Origin of the sequence: Novosphingobium sp. B1 (assembly GCF_900176395.1) — a bacterium.
Taxonomy (GTDB): Bacteria; Pseudomonadota; Alphaproteobacteria; order Sphingomonadales; family Sphingomonadaceae; genus Novosphingobium.
The window spans coordinates 1-22,199 of record NZ_FWXL01000001.1 but is presented as its reverse complement, the minus strand read 5'-3'; the positions used below and the strand labels follow the sequence as shown (position 1 = coordinate 22,199).

Sequence of the window (22,199 nt, the reverse complement as noted above, 5' to 3'; positions counted from 1 at the left end):
CCGCGAGTTATCGTGTGCCAGAACCCAGTTTTGCGCGATCAGCAGATCGAGAAAGGCTTTGCCAAGGTTGCCGACAAGATGGGTCTTGCGTTCGCTACAGTCGAGGCATTCCCGGCAGAGCGGGGGCGGCGGGCCGAAAGCCTGGAAAGGTCGATACCCAGACTTTCAGAAAAGGCGCGGCCGTGTGGCGACAGCGACAGCCCGGTGTTCGTCACGATCAGGTAGTCGCGTTGGGTCAGGCTCTCGTCCAGCTGGACACCCGCCGCCCCGGCAAGGTGATTGTAGCACCGCCTTGCCACCCTGGGGGTTTCGTCGCGGGGGCCGATGCGCGTGCGAACGTGACCACGTTCCGCGACAAGGCCCATCAGCGCTTCAAGGACAGCCGCTACCCCCGGCGGAGCCAGTTGGAAGTAGCAGTGGCGCCCCTGCTCGCGCGCCATGACAAGGTTGCCGTTTTGCAACTTTACCAGATGGGCGCTGGTTGTTTGCAGAGTCAGGCCGGCTTCGCGCGCCAGTTCCGACACCGTCAAAGCCTTGCCGTGAGGCGTTATCGCTGTCCGCTTATGCCGGAGGTGACTGAGTTCAAAGCTCGATACTCACGCTAAAACCTGGGCGCGCAGCAATGGTCGCTTTGCCAGAATGGGCGGCGACGATTGCCGCAACCATGGCCAGCCCCAGACCGTGCCCCGGCGTTGATCGACTGCGATCGACTCGTGCGAAGCGATTGAAGAGTTTAGGCGCCTCACTCTCGCTCACTCCCGGACCATCATCAGTGACGGCGAGGCGAATGCCATTATGGGTGCCGTCGATGGCGATGCGGACCGTCGTTCCCTTCGGCGTATGTTGAGAGGCATTGTCCAGCAGGTTTGTGAGCATCTGTTGCAGCAGCCTGCGATCGCCGGGCAGGGTCAGGTTGGGTTCAATGCTAGTGACAAGCTGGTGGCCGCTATTCTCCATGGAGGGTCGGAACGCCTCCGCCACGTCGGCCACCACCAAGCTAAGGTTCACCGGCTGGAAGTGCGCACGGGCGGCCATGCCTTCGACCTCCGCAATCCGCAGCAAAGCAGAAAAGACCTCAAGCAACTCACCTGCTTCCCCGGCGGCAGCCTCGATGGCCTCGCGTTGCAACTCCGGGTTGCGCTCGCGCAAGGCCTCGTCGAGCCGGTTTTGCAGCCGCGTGAGCGGCGTGCGCAGGTCGTGGGCAACATCGCTGGATACCTGGCGCAGGTTCTCCATCAGCCCGACGATGCGGTCGAGCATCCGGTTGAGCGTCGTGGCCACGCCATCAAACTCGTCGCCGCTTCCGGTCAGGGGCACGCGCCGAGACAGATCGCCGGCGATGATCGCAGCAGCCGTGTGATCGATGCGGGCAAGGCGGCGGCGTGTGACGATACCGACCAGCCAAGCGGCACCGACGCCGAGCAATAGCATCGCCCCGAAGGCACCCAGGAACAGCACGATAAAGCGGTTGTCCATTTCGTCGATGGCGGCGCGATCCGCTCCAACAAGCAGCCGGTAGCCACCCGGGAGGACCGTGGTCAGCGATTGCGCGATCCGCTCCTCGCCGTCCACCTTGTAAGGCAGCAGTTCGACATAGCCGGGCTTTGGTGGGACAGTCGTATCGAGCGACCCCGCTACGGGTCTGTTTTGGGAATCAACGAGCCGATAGCCCAAGCTCGCCGTGCTCCTTGCCGCCTCGCGCCGACGGATGGCGGCAGCCACGCCCTCATGCCCGTCCTGCCCTTCGTCAATCAGCGTCTGCGTTTCGATGGCGATGCGATGATCGAGTTGCAGTTCGAGCGCCTCATGGGTGGTTTCGAACACCACAGCCCCGATCACCAGCGTCGCCAGCGCAAAGCCGAGAGCGACCGCAGCCACCAGGCCGAACGTGCCGCGCCACCAGCGTTTCATCCGCCGTCCCTGACGAGATAGCCCGCGCCCCGCACGGTTTCGATCGGGTCGCTGTCGAACCCGGCGTTGAGCTTGGATCGCAATCGGCTGAGATGGGTTTCGACGATATTGGTCTTGGGGTCGAAGTCGAAATCCCACACCCGTTCGAGCAGCATGGTGCGGGTCATGATGCGGCCCGGGTTGCGCATCAGTTCGGCCAGAAGCGTGAACTCGCGGGGCTGGAGCGCAATCTTGCGGCCTGCACGCGTGACGGTGCGGCGGTGCAGATCGAGCACGATGTCGCCTGCCGTCAGCCGCGCGGGCTCCGCTGCGGCTGAAGGCCGACGCCCCAGCGCATGAAGGCGGGCCGCCAGCTCGGTAAAGGCGAAGGGTTTCACCAGATAATCGTCCGCCCCGGCTTCGAGCCCTTCGACCCGGTCGGCAATCCCGCTGACCGCCGTGAGCATCAGCACCGGGGTCATGTTTCCGGCAGCGCGCAGGGCCTTGACCAGCGCGAGGCCATCCAGCCCGGGCAGCATCCGATCGACCACCATGGCATCAAAGCCGCCATCGGTTGCATGGAACAGCCCGTCGCGGCCGTCGCCGCTGGTCACGACCTGATGGCCCAGTTCGGCAAGGCCGCGGGCGATGAACTGGTTGGTATCGGTATCGTCCTCGACGATCAGGATTCTCATGCGATCATTCTAGCGGCTCACCGCCGCTGCGCCAGCCACCGCCAAGCGCGCGGAACAGCGCCACTTGCGCCTGTGCTACCGCGAGTTCGGATTGCGCGAGCGATAGTTCGGCCTGCGCCAGCGTGCGATCGGCGTCAATCCGCAAGAGCGGTGCCGCATCGCCGAGTCGGACGCGAGCCTCGGCGCGTCGGGCATAGAGGCGTCCTTCATCGCGGGCCTCGGTCAGTGCCCGGTTGCGGCGCACTTCGGCATCGTAGGCCGCAAGCGCCGTCTCCACATCGCGCAGCGCGCGGAGGACCGCAACGTCCCATCCGGCCAGCGCTGCCCGCTCGGTCGCCTCCGCCTGTTCGATCCGCGCGCGGCCCGGGGCCTGATTGGGAAACGCCCAGCTCACCAGCGGCGAGCCCGTTGCAACTAGGCCCCCACTCAACAGGCCCAGCGCCCCGCCAAGGTTGATGCGGGGATAGAGATCGGCACGCGCCACGCCGATCCGCGCTGTGGCGGCAGCAAGGCGGCGTTCGGCTTCACGGATGTCAGGGCGGCGCAGCAGCAGCGCGGTTCCATCGCCGACCGGAGCCGCAGTGCGAAGTTTCGGCGGCGCGGTGCAAGTCACGGGGTTGCTGCGCGCCTCTCCCGCCGGACGACCTGCCAGCGTGGCGAGGCGGTAGCGCGCATTGGCCTGCGCTGCTTCCAGCGGTGCGATGGTCGCCTTAGTCGTGGCGACAAGGTTGGCTGCCTGCGAGACTTCCAACGGGGAGACCTCGCCTGCCGCCAGTTGGCTGCGGGTGATTGTCAGCGCACGGTTCTGAAGCATGACCTGTTCTTGCGCGACGGCAAGGCTGCGGGTTGCGCCGCACAGATCGACATAGGCCAGAACCGTATCGGCGACGACCGCGACCTTTACCCCATCGAGCGCAGCAGCCTGTGCTTCTGCATCGGCGCGGGCGGCCAGAGCTCCCGAACGGAGTCGTCCGAACAGGTCCGCATCCCAGCTTGCGGTTATTGCCAAATCGTAGTCGGTCGTCGGCACATTGCCCGATGCGCTGGGCTGATTGGCGGGATTGTCGATGCCGAGACTGCTCTCGATCGTTGTCTGGGGCAGCCGGGCGGCTTGCGCCTGACGCAGCGCCGCGCGCGCGCCGTCGAGATTGGCATAGGCCACCCTGAGATCGGCGTTAGCGGCAAGGCTGGCTTCGACCAAGCGGTCAAGCACAGGATCATCATAAAGCCGCCACCAACCATCGGGCACCGGCTCGATCGAGGCGACCGGGAGGCTCGCAAAAGGCCCAGCAGCCAGCGCGCGATCGACCCTTGTTGCCGCAGGCGGGGACGTGGTCGCGCAGGCGGTCATCATCAGCGCCGCGACGGGGACAAAGCGCTTCATGCTACCGCCTCCGCCAGTTCGGGCTCGCGCTCCGGGCGCTCCTTGCCGAAGCGGGCATAGAGCGCGGGCATCAGGAACAGGTTGAGTGCGGTCGACGAGATCAGACCGCCGAGGATGACGATCGCCATCGGATGCTCAATCTCGTGACCCGGCTTGTCGCCCGCGATCACCAGCGGCACCAGCGCAAGCCCGGCGCACAGCGCGGTCATCAAGATCGGCACCAGACGCTCCTGCGCGCCGCGAAGGATCAGGGCGGGGCCGAACGCCTCGCCCTCGAACCGCCGCAGATGATCGTAGTGCGAGAGCAGCATGATCCCGTTCCGCGCCGAAATCCCGATCACGGTTACAAAGCCAACCAGCGATCCCAGCGACAGAACCCCGCCAGTGAGCGCGACCCCGATGACGCCGCCGACCAGCGCGAAGGGCAGGCTGAGGCCGACCAGTGCGGTGATCCGGGCAGAGCGGAACTCGAGCCAGACGAGCAGCAGGATGCCCACGAGGCAGGCAAGGCCCACCGTCCAGAGCCGTTCGCGCGATTCCTTGAGCGCGGCATACTCGCCGAGGATTTCAGGGTGGTAGCCGGTGGAAAAGGGCACCTCGCTCACCGCCGCCTCGACCCCGCGAGCCACGGCACCGAGATCGGCGTCGCTGGCGATGTTGAGCGTGACATCGAGACGGCGCTGCCCGTCCTCGCGCTTGATCTCGTTGGGTGCGGGCACGATCACCACATCTGCAACGTCACGAAGGCGGACGGGCGCGCCGACCGGGGTCTGGATCATCAGATCGGCAAGCGCGTGCTGGTCGCCCCGAATGGCCGGCTCGCCCCAAAGGGCGACATCAAACGCTTTCTGATCGCGGTAGATCTCGCCCAGCTTCTCGCCAGCGACGAGGGTCTGTGCCTGTCGCCGCACTTCGCCCGGCGTCAGGCCCAGAGTGACCAGATCGGCCGCACGTGGGCGGATCTGGATTTGCGGCACGAGGACCTGCTGTTCGACTTTGAGGTCAGTGACGCCGGGAATGCTGGCGACTTTCCCGCGAACCCGCTCCGCTGCGGCGCGCAGCTCGTCCTGATCGGGGCCGTAGATCCGCACCACGACGGTTGCGCCTGCGCCCGAGAGCACCTCCTTAATGCGCTCGCGCAGATAGGTGAGCACGTCGCGGTAGAGACCGGGATAGCCTTCGACCACTTCCTTGATGCGCGCGACGCTGGCGTCGTAGTCGGCTTTGTCATCGAGGCTGATCCACAGCTCGGTGAAGTTCGGCCCGACCACTTCGTCGGCAGCCTCGGCACGGCCGATATGCGCGCCGAAGTTGCGCACGCCGGGGATTGCGCGCAGTTCCTTCGAGGCGCGGATTGTGATGCGGTCCATCGCATCGATGCCAACCCCCGGCTTCTCGACGAAGTGCATCAGGAAGTCGGTCTCGCGGAAGTCAGGCAGGAACTGATCCTTGAATCCCAGATAGCCCACGCCGGAAAGCAGCAAGCCACCCGCGACGATACCCATGGCAAGTCGGGGCCGATCGATTAGCTTGGGCAGGATGCCGAGATAGCGCTGCTTGAGCGAGGCGACAAAGCGCGTGTCGCGATGCTCCTTCATCGGCGCGTTGGGGAGCAGCATCAGGCACATCGCAGGCGTCACCACCAGCGCGACCAGCAGCGAGGCAGCAATCGCCAGCACATAGGCAATCGCCAGCGGCCGGAAGAACGTCCCCGCCAACCCGCCGAGGAAAAAGATCGGCAGGAACACCAGCATGACGATCAGCGAGGCGAACACCACCGCCGTGCGCACTTCGAGCGAGGCCGAAAGCACCACGGCAAAGGCCGAGCGCGGATTGCCCGCCTCGCGGTTCAGGCGCAGACGGCGGGCGATGTTCTCGACATCGATGATCGCGTCATCGACCACTTCGCCAAGGGCGATCACCAGTCCGGCGATCACCATCGTATTGATCGTCGCCCCGCTCCACAGCAGCACGAGGCCCGCCGCCAGCAGCGATAGCGGGATCGCCACCAGGCTGATCGTCGCCTGCCGCCAGTCGCGGGTAAAGGCGAATAGCACGATCGCCACCAGCAGGCAGCCGATCATCAGCGCGCGGGTCAGGTTGTCGATCGACTTCTCGATGAAGGTTGCCGGGCGAAAGATCGTGGTGTCGATCTTGACGTCCTTGAGGCCGGGCCGCAGCTCTTCGACCGCTGCCTCGACGTCACGGGTCAGCTGGAGCGTGTTGCCGGTCGGCTGCTTCTCGACGATCAGCATGATGCCCGGACCGTCGTCGATGATCGCATTGCCGATGGGCGCGGCAAAGCCATCGGTCACCCGCGCAACATCGCCCACCCGCACCGGCGCATCGCCTGCGATCTTGATGACCGTGCGGGAGAGGTCCTCAGCAGTCTGGATCGCGCCCGCCTGCTGAACGGGCAGCCGCTGGTTGGGCGTATCGACAAAGCCGCCGCCGCCAACCAGCACAGCATCGCCGGTCGCTGCGCGCAGTTCAGCCAGTGTGACCCCTGAGGCTTGCAAGCGGTCGGGATCGACCAGCACCTGCAACTGCCGGTCGCGGTAGCCCCAGACGGCGACATTCGCGACGCCCGGCACCGACATCAGCTTGGGCCGGATCGTCCAGCGCACCAGCTCGGACAGCTGCATCTGATCGAGCTTCTTGGAGGAGATGCCGATCTTCATCGCCCGGCTCGTGGACGACAGCGGCGGCAGCATCACCGGCGGACGGGCAGCGGCAGGCAGCCGCGCCTGCACCTGGGCCACGCGCTCCTGCACCAGCTGGCGGGCGCGGATCACGTCGGTGCCACGCTCGAACAGGATCGTGACGGACGATAGCCCTAGCACCGACTTCGAGCGCAGGGTTGCCAGATCCGGCACGCCGTTGACGGCGGTTTCAATCGGCACTGTGATCAGGCTTTCGACCTCCTCGGTCGACAGGCCTGGCGCTTCGGTCTGGATTTCGACGATAGGCGGGGCGAACTCGGGGAAGACATCGAGCGGCACATCGGCAGATGCGCGCAGGCCGAGGACTACCAAGAGTGCCGCCATCGCGAGCACCAGCACGCGCTGCCTGAGCGCGGAGCGAACCAGCCAGGCCAACATCAGTGTGCGACCCCGAACTCGGTGCCGAACAATTCGGCGGCGCCTGCCGTGACCACCAGCGTGCCGGGCCGCAGGCCCCGCGACAGGATGGCGCGGCCACCTTCGGTCGCCGCCACCTCGATCCGCTGGCGCACGTAGGTGTCGGCCTCGATCTTGGCATAGACCCATTCGCCGCCATAGATATCGCGCAGGATCGCGGAGGTCGGCACCGACAGCCCTTCATTCCGCCCACCAGCAAGCGGGAGCGCAACGCTGACCCGCTGGCCGACGCGGTAGGCTCGGTCACGATTGTCGAGCGCGAAATAGAGATCGACGGTGCCCGCCACCGCGTTGGCCGATGGCGGCGCATCGACGGGCTGCGCCGATCGTTTTGAACCCTCCTGCCCGAGCGGCGAGACCAGCGCCGACGGGCTCTGTCGCAGCCCGACAAGGTCGCTCCCGAACACCGGCACTCGCACCCAGACGTAGCGCTGGTTGCCAAGGCTCGCCACCGCTGGTCCGAGCAGGCGGCGCTGGGCCGCAGCCGCATCGGCAGCGGCCTTTGCCGCACCAAGCGCCGCCGTCGCCTCATCACGCGCGCGAATGCTGCCCGCTTCCTCGTCAACCAAAGCCGAGGCACGGTCATAGGCGACGCGCGCCAAGGCAAGCTGCGCCCGCGCCCGCGCCAGTTCCCCGTCGGCTGCGACCTGCTGCAAGCCAAGCTGTTGAAGATTGCTGGCAGAGTTGATCGGCGCGCCGCCGACGCCTGCCGGAATGACGATCTCGCCGCTGGTCATGCGCATGGCCGATGCGGTGCCCGTTCCGACCCGCTCGGTCACAATCCCAAGCCGCTTTTGCGCTTCCGGCGTGAGCTTCAATCGGACGAGTTCGGTCTCGTGGGCGATCGCCTCGCTGTGAACCGGGGCCTTGGGGGGAGTCGTCGGCTCGCTCCCGCAGGCGGTCAGGAGGACGGCAGGGACGAAAGCGGCAAGGGCGAAGCGGTTTGGCATTTTCGCCACATAGCGCGCTCGCATTGGGGCGATGTTGGCAAAGCTATACAATATCCCAATGCTGCAGCGCGATCCGCAGAAGTCTTGATGTTGCTATACTGATGGCGGCTATGGGGTCGCTTCCTGATTGGCAGCAAACTTCCAGAAGCATGACAAAGTCGCCATTGGCGGTTCCGTCTGAACAGCAATGATCCCCTATAGGCTGCGCGCGGCGCTCGACCCAAGCTTGGCAATGCGGCCGCTTATCCCCACAGCGCCTGGCAGGCAGATAGTGCCTTCTTCTTCGCAACCGACATCGATGCGCAGGGTGCCGCCGAATTCGCGGCCTATGAGGCGAAGCTCGCCTTCCTGCGGCAGGTCCTGCGCTGAGCATTTGCGCAAGAAGTGTGTGGTCGCCGCGTTTGACTGCCGCTCTGCGGACTGCGAGGCGTATGGCGGCAAACTCATGGGGCAAACGTGACCGAAGCTGGCGTCCACGGCGAGCGATACGAAGCGCGGATCGCGCGTGCCATCGCCCACGTCGAAGCGCACCCCGACGAACCGCTGACGCTCGAACGGGTCGCTGCGATCGCGTGCCTTTCGGCCTACCATTTCCACCGCGTGTTCCGCGCGCTCACGGGCGAAAGTCTGCGCAGCTTTGCCGAACGGCGCAGGCTTGAACGGGCGATCCTTCTCTCCCGGCGCGGACAATCGTGGAAGGTTGCTTCCGCGTCTTGCGGTTTCGCCTCGCCGGCGAGCTTTGCGCGGGCCTTCAGGCGGGTCTACGGTGTGCCGCCCTCCGCCTTCGATCGCGAGGCGTGGTGGGACGCGCGGCCGGACCGGACCGAAGTCGAAGCGGTGTCGGCGTTCTTCCTGCGCCCGGCGCCCCCGCTCGATCCCGACTTTGCGGTGACGCTCGAGCAACGCCCCGCGGCCCGGCTCGCCGCGGCGCGCGTATGGGGCGGCTATCTTGCGCCAGGCAAGCTTGTCGCAGCCTACCAGAGCCTGCGCGCCTGGGCCGATGAACAGGGGCTTGAAACGCGCGGCGGCAGGATTGTCGGCGCCTCGCGCGACGATCCCGATCTGACGCCGCTGTCGCGATGTCGCTATGATTTCATGATCGAGCTGCCCGATGGCCTTAACCCGCCGCCGCGTTTCTCAGTAGCTGAGCGGGACGCGGGCTTGTGGGCAGTCACCCGGGTGAAGGGCGATCTTGCCGCTGTCGATCGTGCGTGGTCGTCGCTGTTCAAAAGCTGGCTTCCCGCCTCCGGGCTCGATCTGCGCGACGCCCCGGCCGAAGAGGCCTATCTGCAATTGCCCGAGGACATCGGCTGGGACGCGTTCGATCTCGAATGCCGCGTGCCTGTCGCCGATCCCCCCGACGGAGGTCATCATGCCTGATCTGAGAACAACCTTGCTTGCAGGGCTGCTGTCGGGCGGCGGCGCCATGGCGTGGACGCTGTTCGAGTTTGCGATGGGCTGGCACAACGAGCATCTCGATGTCGGGGCGAAGACCGGCTTCGTCGCGGTCATTTTCCCGGTTGTCGCCGTCGGCTGGGCTCTGCGCCGGGCGCGGCAGGCGGGGGACGGGCAATTGAGGTGGCGCAGCGCGCTGGCAATCGGGCTGGGGGTTTCTGCGATCAGCGCCGCCATCGGCCTCGCCTTCTTCGCGGCTTACTATACCATCATCAATCCCGAGTTCGTGGCGGCGATGCAGGCGCGCGGGGCAGCGGTCGACGTGCCGTCGCAGCTGGCTGCGGTGGTCATGGGGTCGCTGGTGGTGGGCATGGCCATCACTGTCATCGCCACGCTGATTATGCGCAAGGGAGGGCAGTCGGAATGAGTGTGTTGTTTCAGAATATCTTCGCCGAGCTGCGGGCGATCATGCTCGAGGCCGCACCAGGGATGACGGTTGCCGAGGACTCGCCAAGCAACCTGACGCTCAAGACCCACTGGATCGAGGCGCGCACCGGGCAGCCGGCATGGTTCGGGTGGATCGCGATCAAGAAGTCCTATGTCGCCTATCACATCATGCCGCTCTACACGCTCCCCGCGCTGGAAGCTGCTGTGCCCGAGGGGCTCGCCACGCGGCGTCAGGGCAAGACATGCTTCAACGTGAAGAAAACCGACGACGCGGTGTTCGCACAGCTCAGGGAGCTGACAGCGCTTGCGGCGCGGATGGAGCCCGACCTGCGCGCCGCAATCGGCGCCTGACCCTAAAGAGCGATCAGCACTCGATAGCCCTGCCGGCGGCGCGGAACGCATCCAGCGCCCGGGTGGCCGCGGCGGGCGGTTCGGCGCCGACCTGCCCGCCCAGATGGCGCGCGAAGAACACTTCGGTCGCGCGGGTGATCGCGAGCGAGGTCTCCTCGTTGGCGAAGCTGTGGCCCTCGTTTGCAGCCAGCAGGTAGTCGACATCGATCCCCCGCGCCCGCAGCGAGCAGACGATGCGGTCCGACTGGTCCTGCCGCACGCGGGGATCATTGGCCCCCTGAAAGATCAGCAGCGGTGCGCGCATCGCCCCGACATGGGTGAGCGGCGAGCGTTCGCGCATCCGTGCGGCATCCTCCGGCCGGTCGGGGTTGCCGACGAAGCGATACCACGAGCGCGGCAGGAAGGGCTGCCAGCTCGGCGGGAAGGCGCGGACGAGGGTCTCCAGATCGGCCGGCCCGGCAAAGTCCACCGCGCAGCGATAGGCAAAGCCGCCCTCGCGCGAAATGCCGGTAAGCGCTGCGAAGCCGCCATAGGATCCGCCCATGATGCACACCCGCGCAGGATCGGCCCAGCCCTGACGGACGGCGTGCCTGACCGCATCGTCGACATCGTCGGACATCCGCGCCCCGAATTCGCCGACACCGCCATCGAATACCCGCTTGCCGAGGCCCGTCGATCCCCGGAAATTGACCTGTATGACGGTGTATCCGCGATTGGCGTAGAATTGCGTTTCCCGCTCGAAGGTGGCCGCATCGCGGGTCCAGGGGCCGCCGTGGACCGCGACGATGGTCGGCCCCGGCCCGCGGCTCCCAAGCGGGCGGGTGACATAGCCGAGCAGCGGGAGGCCATCGCGGGCGCGCAACCGGAACGGCTCGGTCGGTGCGAAGGCATAGCCGACAAGCTCGGGGCGCGTTTCGGCAAAGACCGAGGCCTTGTCGCCGCGCACCAGGATGAAGCGCCCGGGCCGGTGTCCGGCATCGGTGTAGAACAGCGAGATCTGCCCGTCAGCCGACCGGGATTCGAGGCTCAGGCTGTCACCGGGCGCTACCGCGCGGGCCAGTCGGACCGCCTTGGCAAAGTCGCCGTCCAGCGGCGCGAGATCGCTCGCGATGCGCGTGCAGGCGGCCGCGATCGGACCTGACGCGGCCTGCAGGACATCGTCGACATCGAAACTGCCGCAATCGGCGCCCTTCAGCCGCCGGGGCTTGCCGCCGCCAAAGCCGATCAGCAGCGCGCGCTCGATGTCATTGCCGCGATTGCTCCGCACGATCACGGATCGCCCGTCGGCATGGATGCCGATGATCTTGAAGCGCTCTGTCGCGGGCGCGGCATAGAGGCGCACGAAGTGCCCGTCCCCCTCGCCACGCCCCCACAGCTCGAGCGATCCGTCCGGCGTGATCCGCCCGGCCGCGCGCACGACGCCTGACGCATCGGCGAAGAACTCGGTATAGCCCGCATCATTGCGCAACACTTCGCGCACCGTCCCCGCGTCGGGGTCGACAGCGTAGACATCGGCGAATTCGGGGTCGCGCCGGTTGATCGCGAGGAGCAGCGGTCCGGCCTGTCCTGCGGGCGTGCGGAGAATTTCCGCATTCGCGCCGGCAAACGGCGTCAGGTCGCGCGCGCTTCCGGGGGTGGCGGGATCTATGCGGAACAGGTGGTAGCCTTCGTCTCCGCCGCTGTCCTGCATGACCAGCAGCCAGCGCCCGTCGGCCGACCAGCGCACATTGTCGATCGAACGATCGGGATTGCGCAGCACCAGCCGACGCGGGCCCGCCAATGGACCGACATGAACGGCACCACGCCCGTCCACGGTCTCTATGGTCGCCACCCGCGTGCCATCGGGCGATAGAACAGCGGCCGAGATCGCCGGTGCCTTTGCCAGAATTTCGAACGGGATCAGCGGGACAGCAGAAAGCGGTGTGGCAACGGCAAGCAGCATGCTCGAAAACATCGTGGCGGGCCTCTCCGGAAACATCTATGCCCTCCCCTTATGATGCGCGGGAAGCACTCGTCTTGAACAAAACGGAAGAGACGGCAACCAATTGGAGCAGCCCGCTGCCGCCAGCGCTGCGTCCGTGGATCCGCATGGCGATCCAGCGCCGCGCCGTCGCCCCACCGAAGCTGTATCGCATCTTCCCCAACATGAACTGCGAGATCTTCATCAATTGCGGTGAGCATTTTGCCAACGCGCGCTGCGGCGAACCGCTTTACCCTCTGCCCCTGGCCAGCGTGTTCGGGCCGAAGACCCGGTCCTATGACCACGCGACCGGCGCGCGCTCGGACTGGTTCCTGCTCCAGCTGACCCCGCTGGGCGTGCGCGACCTGCTCGGTTGCCCGCTCGCCGCACTGGTCGATGCCGATCACGATCTCACCGCAGTCGCGCCCGGGGCCGCCGTGCTCGCCGAACGGATCGCTGGAGCATCGCAATTCGCCACACGGCTGCGGATTGTCGAAGCCTGGGCGATGGCGCGGCTCGACGGTGCCGCGATAGGAAGCCGGCACAGTGCATTGTCGCGGGTTCACGCGGTCATGCTGAACCGCCCGAGAACCTCGGTCGGCGCAATCGCCGCTCAGCTTGGCATCGGCGCCCGGCAGCTTCGCACAATCATGCGCGACGAATTCGGGATTAGCCCCAAGGCGCTGCTAGGTCACGCACGGTTCGAACACGCCTGGGCCACGCTGTTCCACACCGGCTCGATCAGCCAGGCCAGTGCGCTTTTCGCCGATCAGGCGCATTTGACGCGCGCCTTCCGGCGCTATGCGCATCTCACACCGAACCAGTATCGCCGTCTCAAGACGAGCGGGGACGCCATCCGCAACGGCGTGGACCGGGGTCTTGCCGAAAGGATGGGGATCGCGCTCTACTGAATGCCAACGGCCGTCAGCGCGGGACGTGGCCCATGATCGCGAGCATGTTGCCGTCGGGATCGGTAAATTGCTGAAGCCTCAGAAAACCAGCCGGGTTGGACTGCACCGTCTCCACATCCCCCACCAGTGCAGCGTCGCTCGTTTCAAGACGAGCGCGGGCAGCGGTGAAGTCATCGACATGGAAATAGAGGATACCCGCAGGTCGCTCTGGCTGTTTGCGAGCACCATCATGCGCCAGCATCAGCCGCGTCCCAGCGACGTCGAAGAACAGCATATCGCCCGCCTCGAAGAGCAAGATCAGCCCAAGGCAGTCGCGGTAGAATGCGCGAGCCCTGCCGAGATCGGTCACGGTCAGGGCGACTTGCTCGAACTGCGCCCTGGCAAGTACTGGTGCGCGCCCGACTTCTGCACAGACCGTCACCGGGGTGGCTGCGAGAGCAAGCGTCAAAATCCACTTCATCATGCATCTTCTCCTGCTTTAGGATCGACCACGCTCAGCAGGCCAATGCTGCCGCCGTCGGGATCGGCAAAGAACGCCATCCATTCTTCGCGACCGTCGGGGTGGACGTGGATTCGGTGCGGTACGCTGAGGATGGTAACGCCCACAGCGCGCAGACGCTCGGTTTCGCCTGCAATGTCGCCCACGCGAAAATAAAGGATCGAATTCGTTCCCTCTTTGGCCGCGGACAGATACAGGCGCACGCCGCCACAATCGAAGAACGCGGCGTTGGGGAAGCGCATGATCTCCGGAAGGCCGACGATGTCGCGCAACCAATCGGCCATAGCATCGAGATCGCGCGCAGTTCGCGACACCTGCCCTAGCGACCAATCGCCGAGGTCGGAGCCAATTATTGCGGTCGCCATTGCGCTGTCCGCCCGCACACCCGGCCATTGTCGCAATTCGCTGCGGGACCGAAGGCCAAGCTTGCCCAGTATGTTACTGACATGAAATTTTACCGCATCGGGCGAGAGTGTGCACAGCTTGGCGATCGCCGGATTACTGAGACCGTGGCGAACGCCTTCAATGACCCGCCATTCCGCGGGGGTTAAGATATCGGGGTGAGGTGGTCTGCCACGACTGTTCATGTGGTGGGCATATCGCAGAGTCGATCTATTTACCCTACCCTGTCCAGCAATTGGGCATTCGCGTTGCTCATACTCGGGGTCGTATGTACCGCATCAAGGCGTCTTATTGGCGATTGTCTGCTCATGCTCTGGCTACGGCGCGGATCCATTCATCGATCTCGGCTTCAACCCAAACTGCGCATTTGGGCCCCAGCGATCGCGATTTCGGAAACCGCCCCTCGCTCATACGCTGGTAGATGGCGGAGCGGCGCAGTCCGACGCGGGCGATCACTTCCGGTAGGCGCAAAAGCCTCGCCGGCGGAACCGCTTCGGGCGGTTGAGGCGTGTGCATTTCATCTGGTGTTGCATGCGGCATTGTTGATCTCATTGGCTTGGGTTCGGTCCCCTTCGAACTTTAGGATTTACCGCGGCAGCGACATCGCGATGTCGCGCCCCACAAAATCATCGATGTGCTTGGCAAGCATTCGCGCCACCAGCTGTGAGGTACCGTTGGCCCACCGAGGCCGCAGATCCTCAATCCGCCGTCCCAGGGTCCGCTGAAGATGGACTGGGAGGCTAGTGAAGAACTCTTCGAGAAATTCGCCCATCTCGCCATGCATCCACTCGCAGGCGAGATCTTCCTGCCCGGCGAGTGCGAGGATCATGGATGCGCGGGGATGGGCTCCACAGGCGGAGAGCACACGTGCTGCTTCGTCGAGCCCGATAGGCCGCTCGCCGCGCGCAAGGCGAAGCAGGGTCTCGCGATGCATGCCGCATTCATTGGCAATCCGGTGGCGAGGTTTGCCAGCGGCTTCGATCGCATGGGCAAGGACGCGGGCCAAGCTTTCATTGGCCGGTCTGGCGGCGGCGGTTGGATGGTACATGGTTGTCTCCTAGGTTCTGCACTGGTGCGACTCGCAGGCATAACGCGAAGCATCCCATGTAGGAAAACGAAAAGAACATAAACGGAACATCTCGTTTAGAGGCGAATCAGTTCCTCTATCCGATTCGTCGCCAAATCCCGCCTAGCGGGACGGCGTTCACCGACACAAAATGACTGACGTTACGCCTTTATCGTCGATTTTGTGCGTTGAACGGGAAAAGATGCGTCCGCATCCTTCCACCTCCCGGCGGTATTGCCGCTGAACACTTTCCTACGACCATTTCCTAGATGCATGTGGAACACACAGCGAACGCAAGAACGCTGTGACCACCCCTCCAACCGGAGCTTCACATGCAGTCTCTCACCCTCCCCAGGCGCGCCAGCGTCAAGGGTCTCGGCAAGACCCTCAATATTGCCATCCCGGTCGCAATCGCGGCGCTTGCGGCGAGCGCCGCCTATGCCGGCGCTGACACGACCTTCACCCCTGCCCTCACGAAGTTCACGGACTTTCTGGAAGGCTCGGGCGGCAAGATCATCACGGTTCTCAGCCTCGCTGGCGGCCTAATCGGTCTGGCATCCGGGCGTTTTTCGCTCGGCCAGGTCGCCGTCCCGGTGGGTGTCGGCATCGGTGTCGGCACGGGTGTTCCGATCGTCACCTCGGTCGTGACCGCGGTCAGGCCCAGAGCCATCAGATAGGACGAGCCCAGAAACAGACTACCGCGCAGCACGATGTAGCAGCCATCGGCGATGCGCGAGCGCCAGGTCGGCACCGGCGGGAATAGGGGCTGTTCGTCTTCGGGCGCATCCGTCCGGTCGAACGGGGTGACGAGGTGGAGAGGCATGAGTTTCAGAATCCTTTGGTGAAGAGGTGTCAGCGGTTGGGATGAGCGATGCGCTCGATGGCATCGGCGAGCTGGTGGCCGCGGGCGATCTCGGCATCGATGGCGGCGAAGGTCTGGGGCGAACTCGAGAAGAGCGTTGCCGAATAGTCGTCGAGCACGAGCCGTCCGATCGCCTCGGTCTCCGGCCCCTTGATGAACACCTCGGAATAGTCGCTCCCGGAGCGCTTGAGGCTGCGGATCAGCGTCTCGGTGCGATCGTCCATATCGAGGCGTTTGCTCGCCTTGAAATCGGCGATCGTCTCCGGCTTCTGCTGAAGGATCAGCATCCAGTCGCTATTCTCCAGCGCTGCCGTCGCCCCGTCGGACTTGTAGTAGTCGTTGAGCGACTGTGTGGCGGTCGCGAGGGCGCCGCCATATTTCCGGCAGGTGCGGGCATAGGTTTCGACGAACTCACCCATCGAGCCGCCCTTCAGCATCGACCATGCTTCATCGATCAGCAGCAGCTTGCGCAGCGACCTTGGGCTGCGCGTCATCGCCTGGCTGGTCATGAACATGATCGCGGAGAGCACCACGCTGCGCAGATCCTCCCGGCTCGCGAGGTCGGACATCTCGAACACGGTGAAATCCGCATCGAGGTCGAGACTGGCCTGGCCCTCGAAGAAGGCGCCGTAGGTTCCGCCAGCCATGTAGGGGGCAAGCGCAGTCGCAATGTCTGCGGCCGTGTCATGGCCGAGACTGGCCAGCATCTCGCCGACGGACGTGACCGTGGCCGCCGCGCCGTGTTCAGCCCAGACCATGTTGACCGCCCGGTCGATCAATCCGCGCTCGGTATCGGTCAGCTTTGCGCTGTGGCGGGCCATTTGCCCGACGATCGCCTTGATCATCCCGAAGCAGTCGAGGCGATAATCCTCGTCCTCGGCGGCGCGGGCTGCGTCGATCATCGAGAAGGGGTTGAGGCAGAAGCCCGCTTTCATCGTGAACTCGACAAAGCGGCCGCCCTGCAGCTTGACCGAGTGCTCGAAGCTGCGGCCATCGTCGATCACGACCACCTGCGCGCCGGCGCCGCGCAGGGCTGCGCACATCTCCTGGAGCAGCACCGATTTGCCCGATCCCGACTTGCCGCAGATCGCGACGTTGTGATTGCCCGCTTCGTTCTCGAACGGCGACCAGAAGAAGGGCTGGCCGCGCCGACCGACGAACAGCAGGTGAGGGTGGGCGCTTCCGAGATATTCGCCCTGCATGGGCGCGATATTGGCTGCTGTGGTCGACAGGACGGTCTTGAACCGCTTCAGCCGCTCCATGTCGGCACCGAGCCCGTCGGCGAGCGTCAGCGGCATGGCCGCGAGAAGCCCCTGGAGCTGCAGATAGCGCTCGTCGGTGAGATCCCAGCCTGCTGCCTTGTAAATCGACTTGATCGCGCGTTCGTGGCGGTCGCCCTGGCCCAGCGGCGAATAGGTCGTCACGCCGTAGAACACCCGCACGAGGCGGCGGCCTGGCGCTCGCCGGGTTTGCCCAGCTCCCCTCCACGGCGCGCGAGGCCGTTGCCGGTGCCAAGGCACCGGCGGTCGAGGGGTTCGACACGTCGCCTCCCCCGCGTGATCGAGCCCCTCGGCCTGAGGCGGGGCAGAGCGCTCCGGTGTTCCCGAGCGCAGCGGCGATTGAAGCCGCGAAAGCTGCAATCCGCCCGGCAGTCAGAAACGGCGAACAGCCGATCGTCAGCACCTCGCAGCCCAAGGAGCCCAAGTGATGGCCGAACATCTCAAGACCGTCGTCGATCGGCTGCTCAGCGGATTGCTGGGTGATGCCGAACACGCCGACAAAGCCCGTCCGCAGCTCATGGTCGATATGCTCTCCGACTGGCTCCCCTACCGGGTCTATGATCCGGCAACCCGCCTGTACTTCAACGCACGCTCGAAGGGCTTTGTCCTTTCGGTCACGCCGCTGATCGGAGCCGACGAGCGCACCGGGGAAATCCTCGGTCAGTTCTTCTCGGAAGGCCTGCCAGCGGGCGCCTGCCTGCAGGTGCTCCACCTTGCAAGCCCGCGCATCAGCAGGATCATCGCCCCGTGGTTCGCCCCACGCTACATCCAGGGCGGCGTGTACGAGGCAATTGCCCGGCACCGGGCGCGGCGGCTCTATTCGCTGGTTTGGGAGTCTGGCTCGCCGGATGCGCCCTTCCATGCGCGGCATCACCAGGTGATCGTCTCGGTCGGGGTGCCGACCTCCAAGTCGGTCAGCAACGAGGATCTCAAGCAGACCCGCGAGGGCCTGATGGCGATGCTGAAGTCGCTCAATCTCGGCGTGGTCGAAGTCGGGCCGGAAGCGCTGATCGCTGTCATCGATGATCTGACTTCGCCCACCACCGCCCCGCAGGACGATGCGGTGCCCTACAACCCGAACGATCCGATCGCCTCCCAGGCAATCCGCCACGACATCGAACTGGTCGTGGCAGAAGACCGCATGCGCCTGGTGACCGAGCGGTTCCGTCCCACCGGCAAGGTCAATGACGGGGTGCCCGAGATCGGGACCGTCTATCCCGATGCTTTCGATGTCCGGCACTTTGCCGTCCGCAACATGCCGTCGCGCTGGGCCCCATGGGAATGCGCGCGGCTGATCGGCGACCTGTTCACCGACAAGCTGCGCTTCTGCCATGGCGACGCCGCCTTCCCTTGCCGCGCTCAGATGGCCACGTCGTCGATCATTGCCCGTAACGCCGCCGGCGGCATCGAGAGCGAAGCAAAGGCTATAAACCTTGGCGCATCGCCCATGCCTTCGCTGGTCATGGTGCCGGCATCGGCCACCATCCGGTCAAAGTCGAAGGTGCTGGCCGGATCGTGCTTGGCACTTGCGGCGGCCTCACGGGTGAAGCGGCGAGCGTGCGCCTCGGCCTCGCTGGTGCTTGTCATGGCATCCCGCGCCAGCGCCTCGGCCCTTGCGCGAGCATTGGCAGAGAGCGCGTCGGCATCACTGGCGCCAGCGCTGGCGCGTGCCCGGATGACCGGCTGCTCGGTGATGAGGAGCGCGCGGCCCTGCTGCTCGACGGTTGCCGGCACCGCGCGAATGCCGAAGCGCTTCACCAGCGTGCCGCCCTGGTCGAAGTAGAACCGCCGCTGGCGGGCTTTCATGAGTTCGAGCGGCGCGCCCCGCACGAGGATGAGCTTGGCCTTTGTACTGGCATAGCGACGGGTGGCCCAGGCGAGCTGGGCCGGGTCGTCGCCATCGAGGAAGACAAGCGGAGCCCGCAGCGGCACGGTATCGAGCGGATTGACCCGCGTGCCTGCGGCAATGATGACCCGGCCCTTGTCGTCGGCAATGTCGCGCTCGACGGTGATTGTCGGATCGAAACGCCAGCTGCGTATCGCCGAGGCGAGGGATACACCCGCGACAGGCTCAGGCCGGTTGACCCGGGCGATCGTGCGCCGCTTCAGCTCCTCATTGAGGCGAGCGGTCTCGCCGGTCTTCTCGAGCTGCGTAAGCCTGGCATGGATCTGCTGAAGCAGATCCGGTTCGATGACTGGCCAGACCGTGCCGTGCTGACCGTAATCGCGAGCCGATGCTTGGGATACAATGGCGAGGCCAAGCGCAGTGGCGCATATGGGAAAGGTGAGCAGCCTCACAGGATCGGCCTCCCGACCCCGAGAATGCGTGGCCCACAAATCCAACCGATTGCGGCGTAGCGGCTGTCGAAACCGTCCTTGTGTTCGCTGGTGACGAAATAGCAGCCTTGCGGAACGCGGCCCGTCGGGCCGAGTGCGAGGGGTTCGCCAAGGCGGCTTGTAAGCTTGGCCTTGGCGACAGCCTGCCCGTTGACGAAGTAGGTGCGGTTTTGCTCGGTGACGATGTCGCCCGGCACACCGCTCACCCGCTTGCCGAACGGCTTCGGCTCCGCCCCGAAATGCTTCACCAGCAACGAGGAAGCAGGCGGATCGAATAGGATGATATCCCCGCGGTGCACGGCCGCCCCGCGCGTCACCCAGAGGGCCCAGTAGGGCAGGCTGGGGCTCACGTTGATCATGAGCGCGTGGCCCTGAGCGAAGGCGGCGAGCGAGGAGAGTGCCAGCGCCCCGGCGCCAGCCGGGAACACGGCATTCAGGCAGTCCCGGCGAAGCGGCGAGATTTCGTTGAGGGCAAGGCGCGCGCGAGCCTTGGCGGCCCACACCGCGAGCATGCCCGTTCCGGCCGAGGGTTCGAGCACAAGCTCGTCAGTTGCCAGCGCGCAGGCTCGGGCGGCAAGCCAAGCAAGGCGCGGCGGCGTCGCGAACTGCTGCCATTCGATCTGCTCGTCGCTGCGATTGGTCTGGGTCGGCAGTCGGGCATCGAGGGAGCAGAAGAACTGTTCCGCATCGTCGATCGACGCCGAGAGCAGGATCTGATCTGCTGCTCGCAGGTATTGAACCTGTGCCAGCTCGGTAGCTGCATGGGCGTCACGAACTGACCAACGCCCGAGAGCATCGCTCCCCCCGAAGTGCTCTGTCATGATGCGCGTGACGTGTAGATTTCCGCTGAGAATTGACCCGGTAGGGGCATAAATTTCCACTGAGAATTGACCCATGTTTGAACCCGCCCCTGGCTGACCAGTCTGGGGTATCGGGAGTGATCGACATGGATTTACTGAGTGTAATTCGCCGGTGGCGCCTTCGTGATAAGATTTCGCTTCGTGAGATCGAGCGGCGCACCGGTTTGTCGCGCAACACGATCCGCAAGTATCTGCGCGCGGATACTGTGGTGCCGCAGTTCAAGGTACCTGACCGGTCGAGCAAGCTAGACCCGTTTGCTGAGAAGCTGACGGGTTGGTTGCAAATCGAGGCTGGCAAATCGCGCAAGCAGAAGCGCACTGCGAAGCAGATGCACGCCGATTTAGTCGCATTGGGCTATGAGGGATCCTACAATCGGGTCGCTGCCTATGTGCGTGATTGGAAGGCTGGCCGTCTCTTGGCACAGCAGGCCAGCGGGCGCGGAACATACGTGCCTTTGGTTTTTCAGCCCGGTGAAGCATTCCAATTCGACTGGAGCGAAGATTGGGCCATTCTTGGCGGTGAGCGCGTCAAGCTACAGGCTGCCCACACCAAGCTATCGCATAGCAAGGCGTTCATCGTGCGGGCCTATCCGCTTCAGACGCATGAGATGCTGTTTGATGCGCTGACGCAGGCATTCCGCGTGCTGGGCGGTGTGCCGCAGCGCGGGATCTTCGATAACATGCGGACTGCGGTCGACAAGATCGGCAAGGGAAAGGCCCGACAGGTCAACGCGCGCTTTACGGCTATGGCTAGCCACTATTTGTTCGAGCCTGCGTTCTGCAATCCGGCCTCGGGGTGGGAGAAAGGGCAGGTCGAGAAAAATGTCCAGGATGCGCGGCGGCGGCTGTGGCAGCAGTTGCCCGCCTTCCCGGATATCCATGCGCTCAATGCCTGGCTCGAAGAGCAATGCATCGCACAATGGGGCGAGATCCAGCACGGTAACTTGCCCGGCACCGTAGCCGATGTACATGCCGCTGAGGTTGGCGCTCTGATGCCACTGGGGCGGACCTTCGACGGCTTTGTCGAACACACCAAGCGGGTGTCACCGATCTGCCTGATCAGCTTTGAACGCAATCGGTATAGCGTCCCAGCATCCTTTGCCAACCGCCCGGTTAGCGTCAGGATCTATCCCGAGCGGATCGTGGTGGCGGCCGAAGGTCAGATCCTGTGCGAACATGCTCGGATTATCGACCGATCTCACCACACCAGAGGGCGGACAATCTATGACTGGCGGCACTATCTGGCAGTAGTCCAGCGCAAGCCGGGGGCACTGCGTAATGGCGCGCCTTTCTTGCAGCTCCCAGAGGCCTTCAAGCAGCTGCAAAGCCAGCTCCTGCGCCGTCCTGGTGGAGACAAGGAGATGGCGGAGATACTGGCATTGGTGCTGCAGCATGACGAGCAGGCAGTGCTTTGCGCTGTCGAACTGGCTCTGGAAGCAGGCGTCGCCACCAAGACCCACGTCCTCAACATCCTGCATCGCCTGATCGACGGTAAGGCTCCACCGGCAGCGCCGATTGACGCACCACAGGCGTTGCGCCTTGCGCAAGAGCCGTTGGCCAATGTCGGACGTTATGATGCCCTGCGTGAGGGAGGGCTGCGTCATGCGTCATGACCCCGCCAGTGCCGCCGTTGTTGTCATGCTCAAGGCGCTGAAGTTGTATGGCATGGCACAAGCAGTGGGGGACCTTATCGAGCAAGGCGCTCCAGCCTTCGGCGCTGCAGTGCCGATGCTCTCGCAGTTGCTCAAAGCAGAGATGGCTGAACGCGAG

At 64.9% G+C, this 22,199-nt stretch carries 19 protein-coding genes and 4 pseudogenes; 8 read left to right on the top strand and 15 right to left on the bottom strand.

The annotated features are described in order from the left end of the window. Positions 1 to 38: 38 nt before the first annotated feature. The 7 genes from B9A23_RS00120 to B9A23_RS00090 form a co-directional block, all read right to left on the bottom strand. Positions 39 to 524, bottom strand: coding sequence for an ArsR/SmtB family transcription factor (locus B9A23_RS00120; RefSeq protein WP_084276693.1), 486 nt, complete (start codon positions 522 to 524; stop codon positions 39 to 41). Between the two features lie 58 nt (positions 525 to 582). Continuing rightward, positions 583 to 1,839: a sensor histidine kinase gene (locus B9A23_RS00115; RefSeq protein ID WP_254894899.1), complete on the bottom strand. Its 1,257-nt coding sequence runs from the start codon at positions 1,837 to 1,839 to the stop codon at positions 583 to 585. Positions 1,840 to 1,907: 68 nt separating this feature from the next. Further along, a complete protein-coding gene (locus B9A23_RS00110; protein WP_084276691.1) occupies positions 1,908 to 2,585 on the bottom strand; it encodes a response regulator transcription factor in 678 nt (225 codons plus the stop codon). A gap of 4 nt (positions 2,586 to 2,589) precedes the next feature. Continuing rightward, entirely contained in the window at positions 2,590 to 3,969 is a 1,380-nt protein-coding gene (locus B9A23_RS00105) for an efflux transporter outer membrane subunit (protein ID WP_084276690.1), read from the bottom strand. Beyond that, a complete protein-coding gene (locus B9A23_RS00100; protein ID WP_084276689.1) occupies positions 3,966 to 7,070 on the bottom strand; it encodes an efflux RND transporter permease subunit in 3,105 nt (1,034 codons plus the stop codon). Before B9A23_RS00100 ends, B9A23_RS00105 begins: the two co-directional genes overlap by 4 nt. Then, positions 7,070 to 8,083 carry an efflux RND transporter periplasmic adaptor subunit gene (locus B9A23_RS00095; protein ID WP_254894898.1) on the bottom strand — a complete coding sequence of 338 codons (1,014 nt, stop codon included), beginning with the start codon at positions 8,081 to 8,083 and terminating at the stop codon, positions 7,070 to 7,072. Before B9A23_RS00095 ends, B9A23_RS00100 begins: the two co-directional genes overlap by 1 nt. Before the next feature lie 171 nt (positions 8,084 to 8,254). Further along, positions 8,255 to 8,506, bottom strand: a complete 252-nt coding sequence (locus B9A23_RS00090) for a hypothetical protein (RefSeq protein ID WP_084276688.1) — start codon at positions 8,504 to 8,506, stop codon at positions 8,255 to 8,257. A 9-nt stretch (positions 8,507 to 8,515) separates the two neighbouring features. Between B9A23_RS00090 and B9A23_RS00085 the strand changes: the two genes are divergently transcribed. From B9A23_RS00085 to B9A23_RS00075, 3 genes are read left to right on the top strand one after another with little or no spacing between them, the layout of a single operon-like run. Continuing rightward, a complete protein-coding gene (locus B9A23_RS00085; RefSeq protein ID WP_084276687.1) occupies positions 8,516 to 9,439 on the top strand; it encodes an AraC family transcriptional regulator in 924 nt (307 codons plus the stop codon). Next, complete coding sequence (locus B9A23_RS00080) at positions 9,432 to 9,881, top strand: DUF4199 domain-containing protein (protein ID WP_084276686.1); 450 nt, start codon at positions 9,432 to 9,434, stop codon at positions 9,879 to 9,881. Before B9A23_RS00085 ends, B9A23_RS00080 begins: the two co-directional genes overlap by 8 nt. After that, the gene (locus tag B9A23_RS00075; RefSeq protein WP_084276685.1) at positions 9,878 to 10,252 is read left to right on the top strand and encodes a DUF1801 domain-containing protein; all 375 of its coding nucleotides are present in this window, start codon (positions 9,878 to 9,880) and stop codon (positions 10,250 to 10,252) included. Before B9A23_RS00080 ends, B9A23_RS00075 begins: the two co-directional genes overlap by 4 nt. Before the next feature lie 13 nt (positions 10,253 to 10,265). On the opposite strand, the gene B9A23_RS00070 is transcribed toward B9A23_RS00075, so the two are convergent. Further along, the gene (locus tag B9A23_RS00070; RefSeq protein ID WP_084276684.1) at positions 10,266 to 12,230 is read right to left on the bottom strand and encodes an alpha/beta hydrolase family protein; all 1,965 of its coding nucleotides are present in this window, start codon (positions 12,228 to 12,230) and stop codon (positions 10,266 to 10,268) included. A 38-nt stretch (positions 12,231 to 12,268) separates the two neighbouring features. On the opposite strand from B9A23_RS00070, the gene B9A23_RS00065 reads away from it, so the two are divergent. After that, complete coding sequence (locus tag B9A23_RS00065; RefSeq protein WP_176217822.1) at positions 12,269 to 13,123, top strand: helix-turn-helix domain-containing protein; 855 nt, start codon at positions 12,269 to 12,271, stop codon at positions 13,121 to 13,123. A gap of 13 nt (positions 13,124 to 13,136) precedes the next feature. On the opposite strand, the gene B9A23_RS00060 is transcribed toward B9A23_RS00065, so the two are convergent. The 4 genes from B9A23_RS00060 to B9A23_RS00045 all read right to left on the bottom strand — a co-directional run bounded on the left by B9A23_RS00060 (position 13,137) and on the right by B9A23_RS00045 (position 15,072). Beyond that, complete coding sequence (locus B9A23_RS00060) at positions 13,137 to 13,586, bottom strand: VOC family protein (protein WP_084276683.1); 450 nt, start codon at positions 13,584 to 13,586, stop codon at positions 13,137 to 13,139. Then, the gene (locus tag B9A23_RS00055) at positions 13,583 to 14,209 is read right to left on the bottom strand and encodes a LuxR C-terminal-related transcriptional regulator (RefSeq protein ID WP_084276682.1); all 627 of its coding nucleotides are present in this window, start codon (positions 14,207 to 14,209) and stop codon (positions 13,583 to 13,585) included. The genes B9A23_RS00060 and B9A23_RS00055 overlap by 4 nt, the downstream gene beginning before the upstream one ends. Before the next feature lie 121 nt (positions 14,210 to 14,330). After that, complete coding sequence (locus tag B9A23_RS00050) at positions 14,331 to 14,564, bottom strand: AlpA family transcriptional regulator (RefSeq protein ID WP_303245898.1); 234 nt, start codon at positions 14,562 to 14,564, stop codon at positions 14,331 to 14,333. Positions 14,565 to 14,610: 46 nt separating this feature from the next. Then, on the bottom strand, positions 14,611 to 15,072 hold the full coding sequence (locus tag B9A23_RS00045; RefSeq protein ID WP_084276680.1) for a transcriptional regulator: 462 nt from the start codon (positions 15,070 to 15,072) through the stop codon (positions 14,611 to 14,613). A gap of 350 nt (positions 15,073 to 15,422) precedes the next feature. On the opposite strand from B9A23_RS00045, the gene B9A23_RS00040 reads away from it, so the two are divergent. After that, on the top strand, positions 15,423 to 15,767 hold the full coding sequence (locus B9A23_RS00040; protein WP_084276679.1) for a hypothetical protein: 345 nt from the start codon (positions 15,423 to 15,425) through the stop codon (positions 15,765 to 15,767). 175 nt (positions 15,768 to 15,942) lie between these two features. Here the strand turns inward: B9A23_RS00040 and B9A23_RS00035 are convergent. Next, a pseudogene (locus B9A23_RS00035) lies at positions 15,943 to 17,406 on the bottom strand (DUF5934 domain-containing protein); the annotation flags it as partial. Positions 17,407 to 17,659: 253 nt separating this feature from the next. On the opposite strand from B9A23_RS00035, the pseudogene B9A23_RS00025 reads away from it, so the two are divergent. After that, positions 17,660 to 18,556: pseudogene (locus tag B9A23_RS00025) on the top strand (conjugal transfer protein TraC); the annotation flags it as partial. A gap of 338 nt (positions 18,557 to 18,894) precedes the next feature. On the opposite strand, the pseudogene traW reads toward B9A23_RS00025, so the two are convergent. Beyond that, positions 18,895 to 19,524, bottom strand: a pseudogene (gene traW, locus B9A23_RS00020) (type-F conjugative transfer system protein TraW); the annotation flags it as partial. Between the two features lie 2 nt (positions 19,525 to 19,526). Continuing rightward, positions 19,527 to 20,465, bottom strand: a complete 939-nt coding sequence (locus B9A23_RS23140; RefSeq protein WP_254894897.1) for a S26 family signal peptidase — start codon at positions 20,463 to 20,465, stop codon at positions 19,527 to 19,529. A 50-nt stretch (positions 20,466 to 20,515) separates the two neighbouring features. Between B9A23_RS23140 and istA the strand changes: the two genes are divergently transcribed. Then, entirely contained in the window at positions 20,516 to 22,042 is a 1,527-nt protein-coding gene (gene istA / locus B9A23_RS00010) for an IS21 family transposase (protein ID WP_017183235.1), read from the top strand. Continuing rightward, positions 22,032 to 22,199 (top strand): annotated as a pseudogene (locus tag B9A23_RS00005) (ATP-binding protein); the annotation flags it as partial. The gene istA and the pseudogene B9A23_RS00005, both read left to right, overlap by 11 nt.

Coding starts and splice junctions, on each gene's coding strand:
- B9A23_RS00110 (WP_084276691.1), bottom strand. CDS start 2,585: ATGAGAATCCTGATCGTCGAGGACGATACCGATACCAACCAGTTCATC.
- B9A23_RS00105 (WP_084276690.1), bottom strand. CDS start 3,969: ATGAAGCGCTTTGTCCCCGTCGCGGCGCTGATGATGACCGCCTGCGCG.
- B9A23_RS00100 (WP_084276689.1), bottom strand. CDS start 7,070: ATGTTGGCCTGGCTGGTTCGCTCCGCGCTCAGGCAGCGCGTGCTGGTG.
- B9A23_RS00095 (WP_254894898.1), bottom strand. CDS start 8,083: ATGCGAGCGCGCTATGTGGCGAAAATGCCAAACCGCTTCGCCCTTGCC.
- B9A23_RS00090 (WP_084276688.1), bottom strand. CDS start 8,506: ATGAGTTTGCCGCCATACGCCTCGCAGTCCGCAGAGCGGCAGTCAAAC.
- B9A23_RS00080 (WP_084276686.1), top strand. CDS start 9,432: ATGCCTGATCTGAGAACAACCTTGCTTGCAGGGCTGCTGTCGGGCGGC.
- B9A23_RS00075 (WP_084276685.1), top strand. CDS start 9,878: ATGAGTGTGTTGTTTCAGAATATCTTCGCCGAGCTGCGGGCGATCATG.
- B9A23_RS00070 (WP_084276684.1), bottom strand. CDS start 12,230: ATGTTTCCGGAGAGGCCCGCCACGATGTTTTCGAGCATGCTGCTTGCC.
- B9A23_RS00060 (WP_084276683.1), bottom strand. CDS start 13,586: ATGATGAAGTGGATTTTGACGCTTGCTCTCGCAGCCACCCCGGTGACG.
- B9A23_RS00055 (WP_084276682.1), bottom strand. CDS start 14,209: ATGAACAGTCGTGGCAGACCACCTCACCCCGATATCTTAACCCCCGCG.
- B9A23_RS00050 (WP_303245898.1), bottom strand. CDS start 14,564: ATGCCGCATGCAACACCAGATGAAATGCACACGCCTCAACCGCCCGAA.
- B9A23_RS00045 (WP_084276680.1), bottom strand. CDS start 15,072: ATGTACCATCCAACCGCCGCCGCCAGACCGGCCAATGAAAGCTTGGCC.
- B9A23_RS00040 (WP_084276679.1), top strand. CDS start 15,423: ATGCAGTCTCTCACCCTCCCCAGGCGCGCCAGCGTCAAGGGTCTCGGC.
- B9A23_RS23140 (WP_254894897.1), bottom strand. CDS start 20,465: ATGGGTCAATTCTCAGTGGAAATTTATGCCCCTACCGGGTCAATTCTC.
- istA (WP_017183235.1), top strand. CDS start 20,516: ATGGATTTACTGAGTGTAATTCGCCGGTGGCGCCTTCGTGATAAGATT.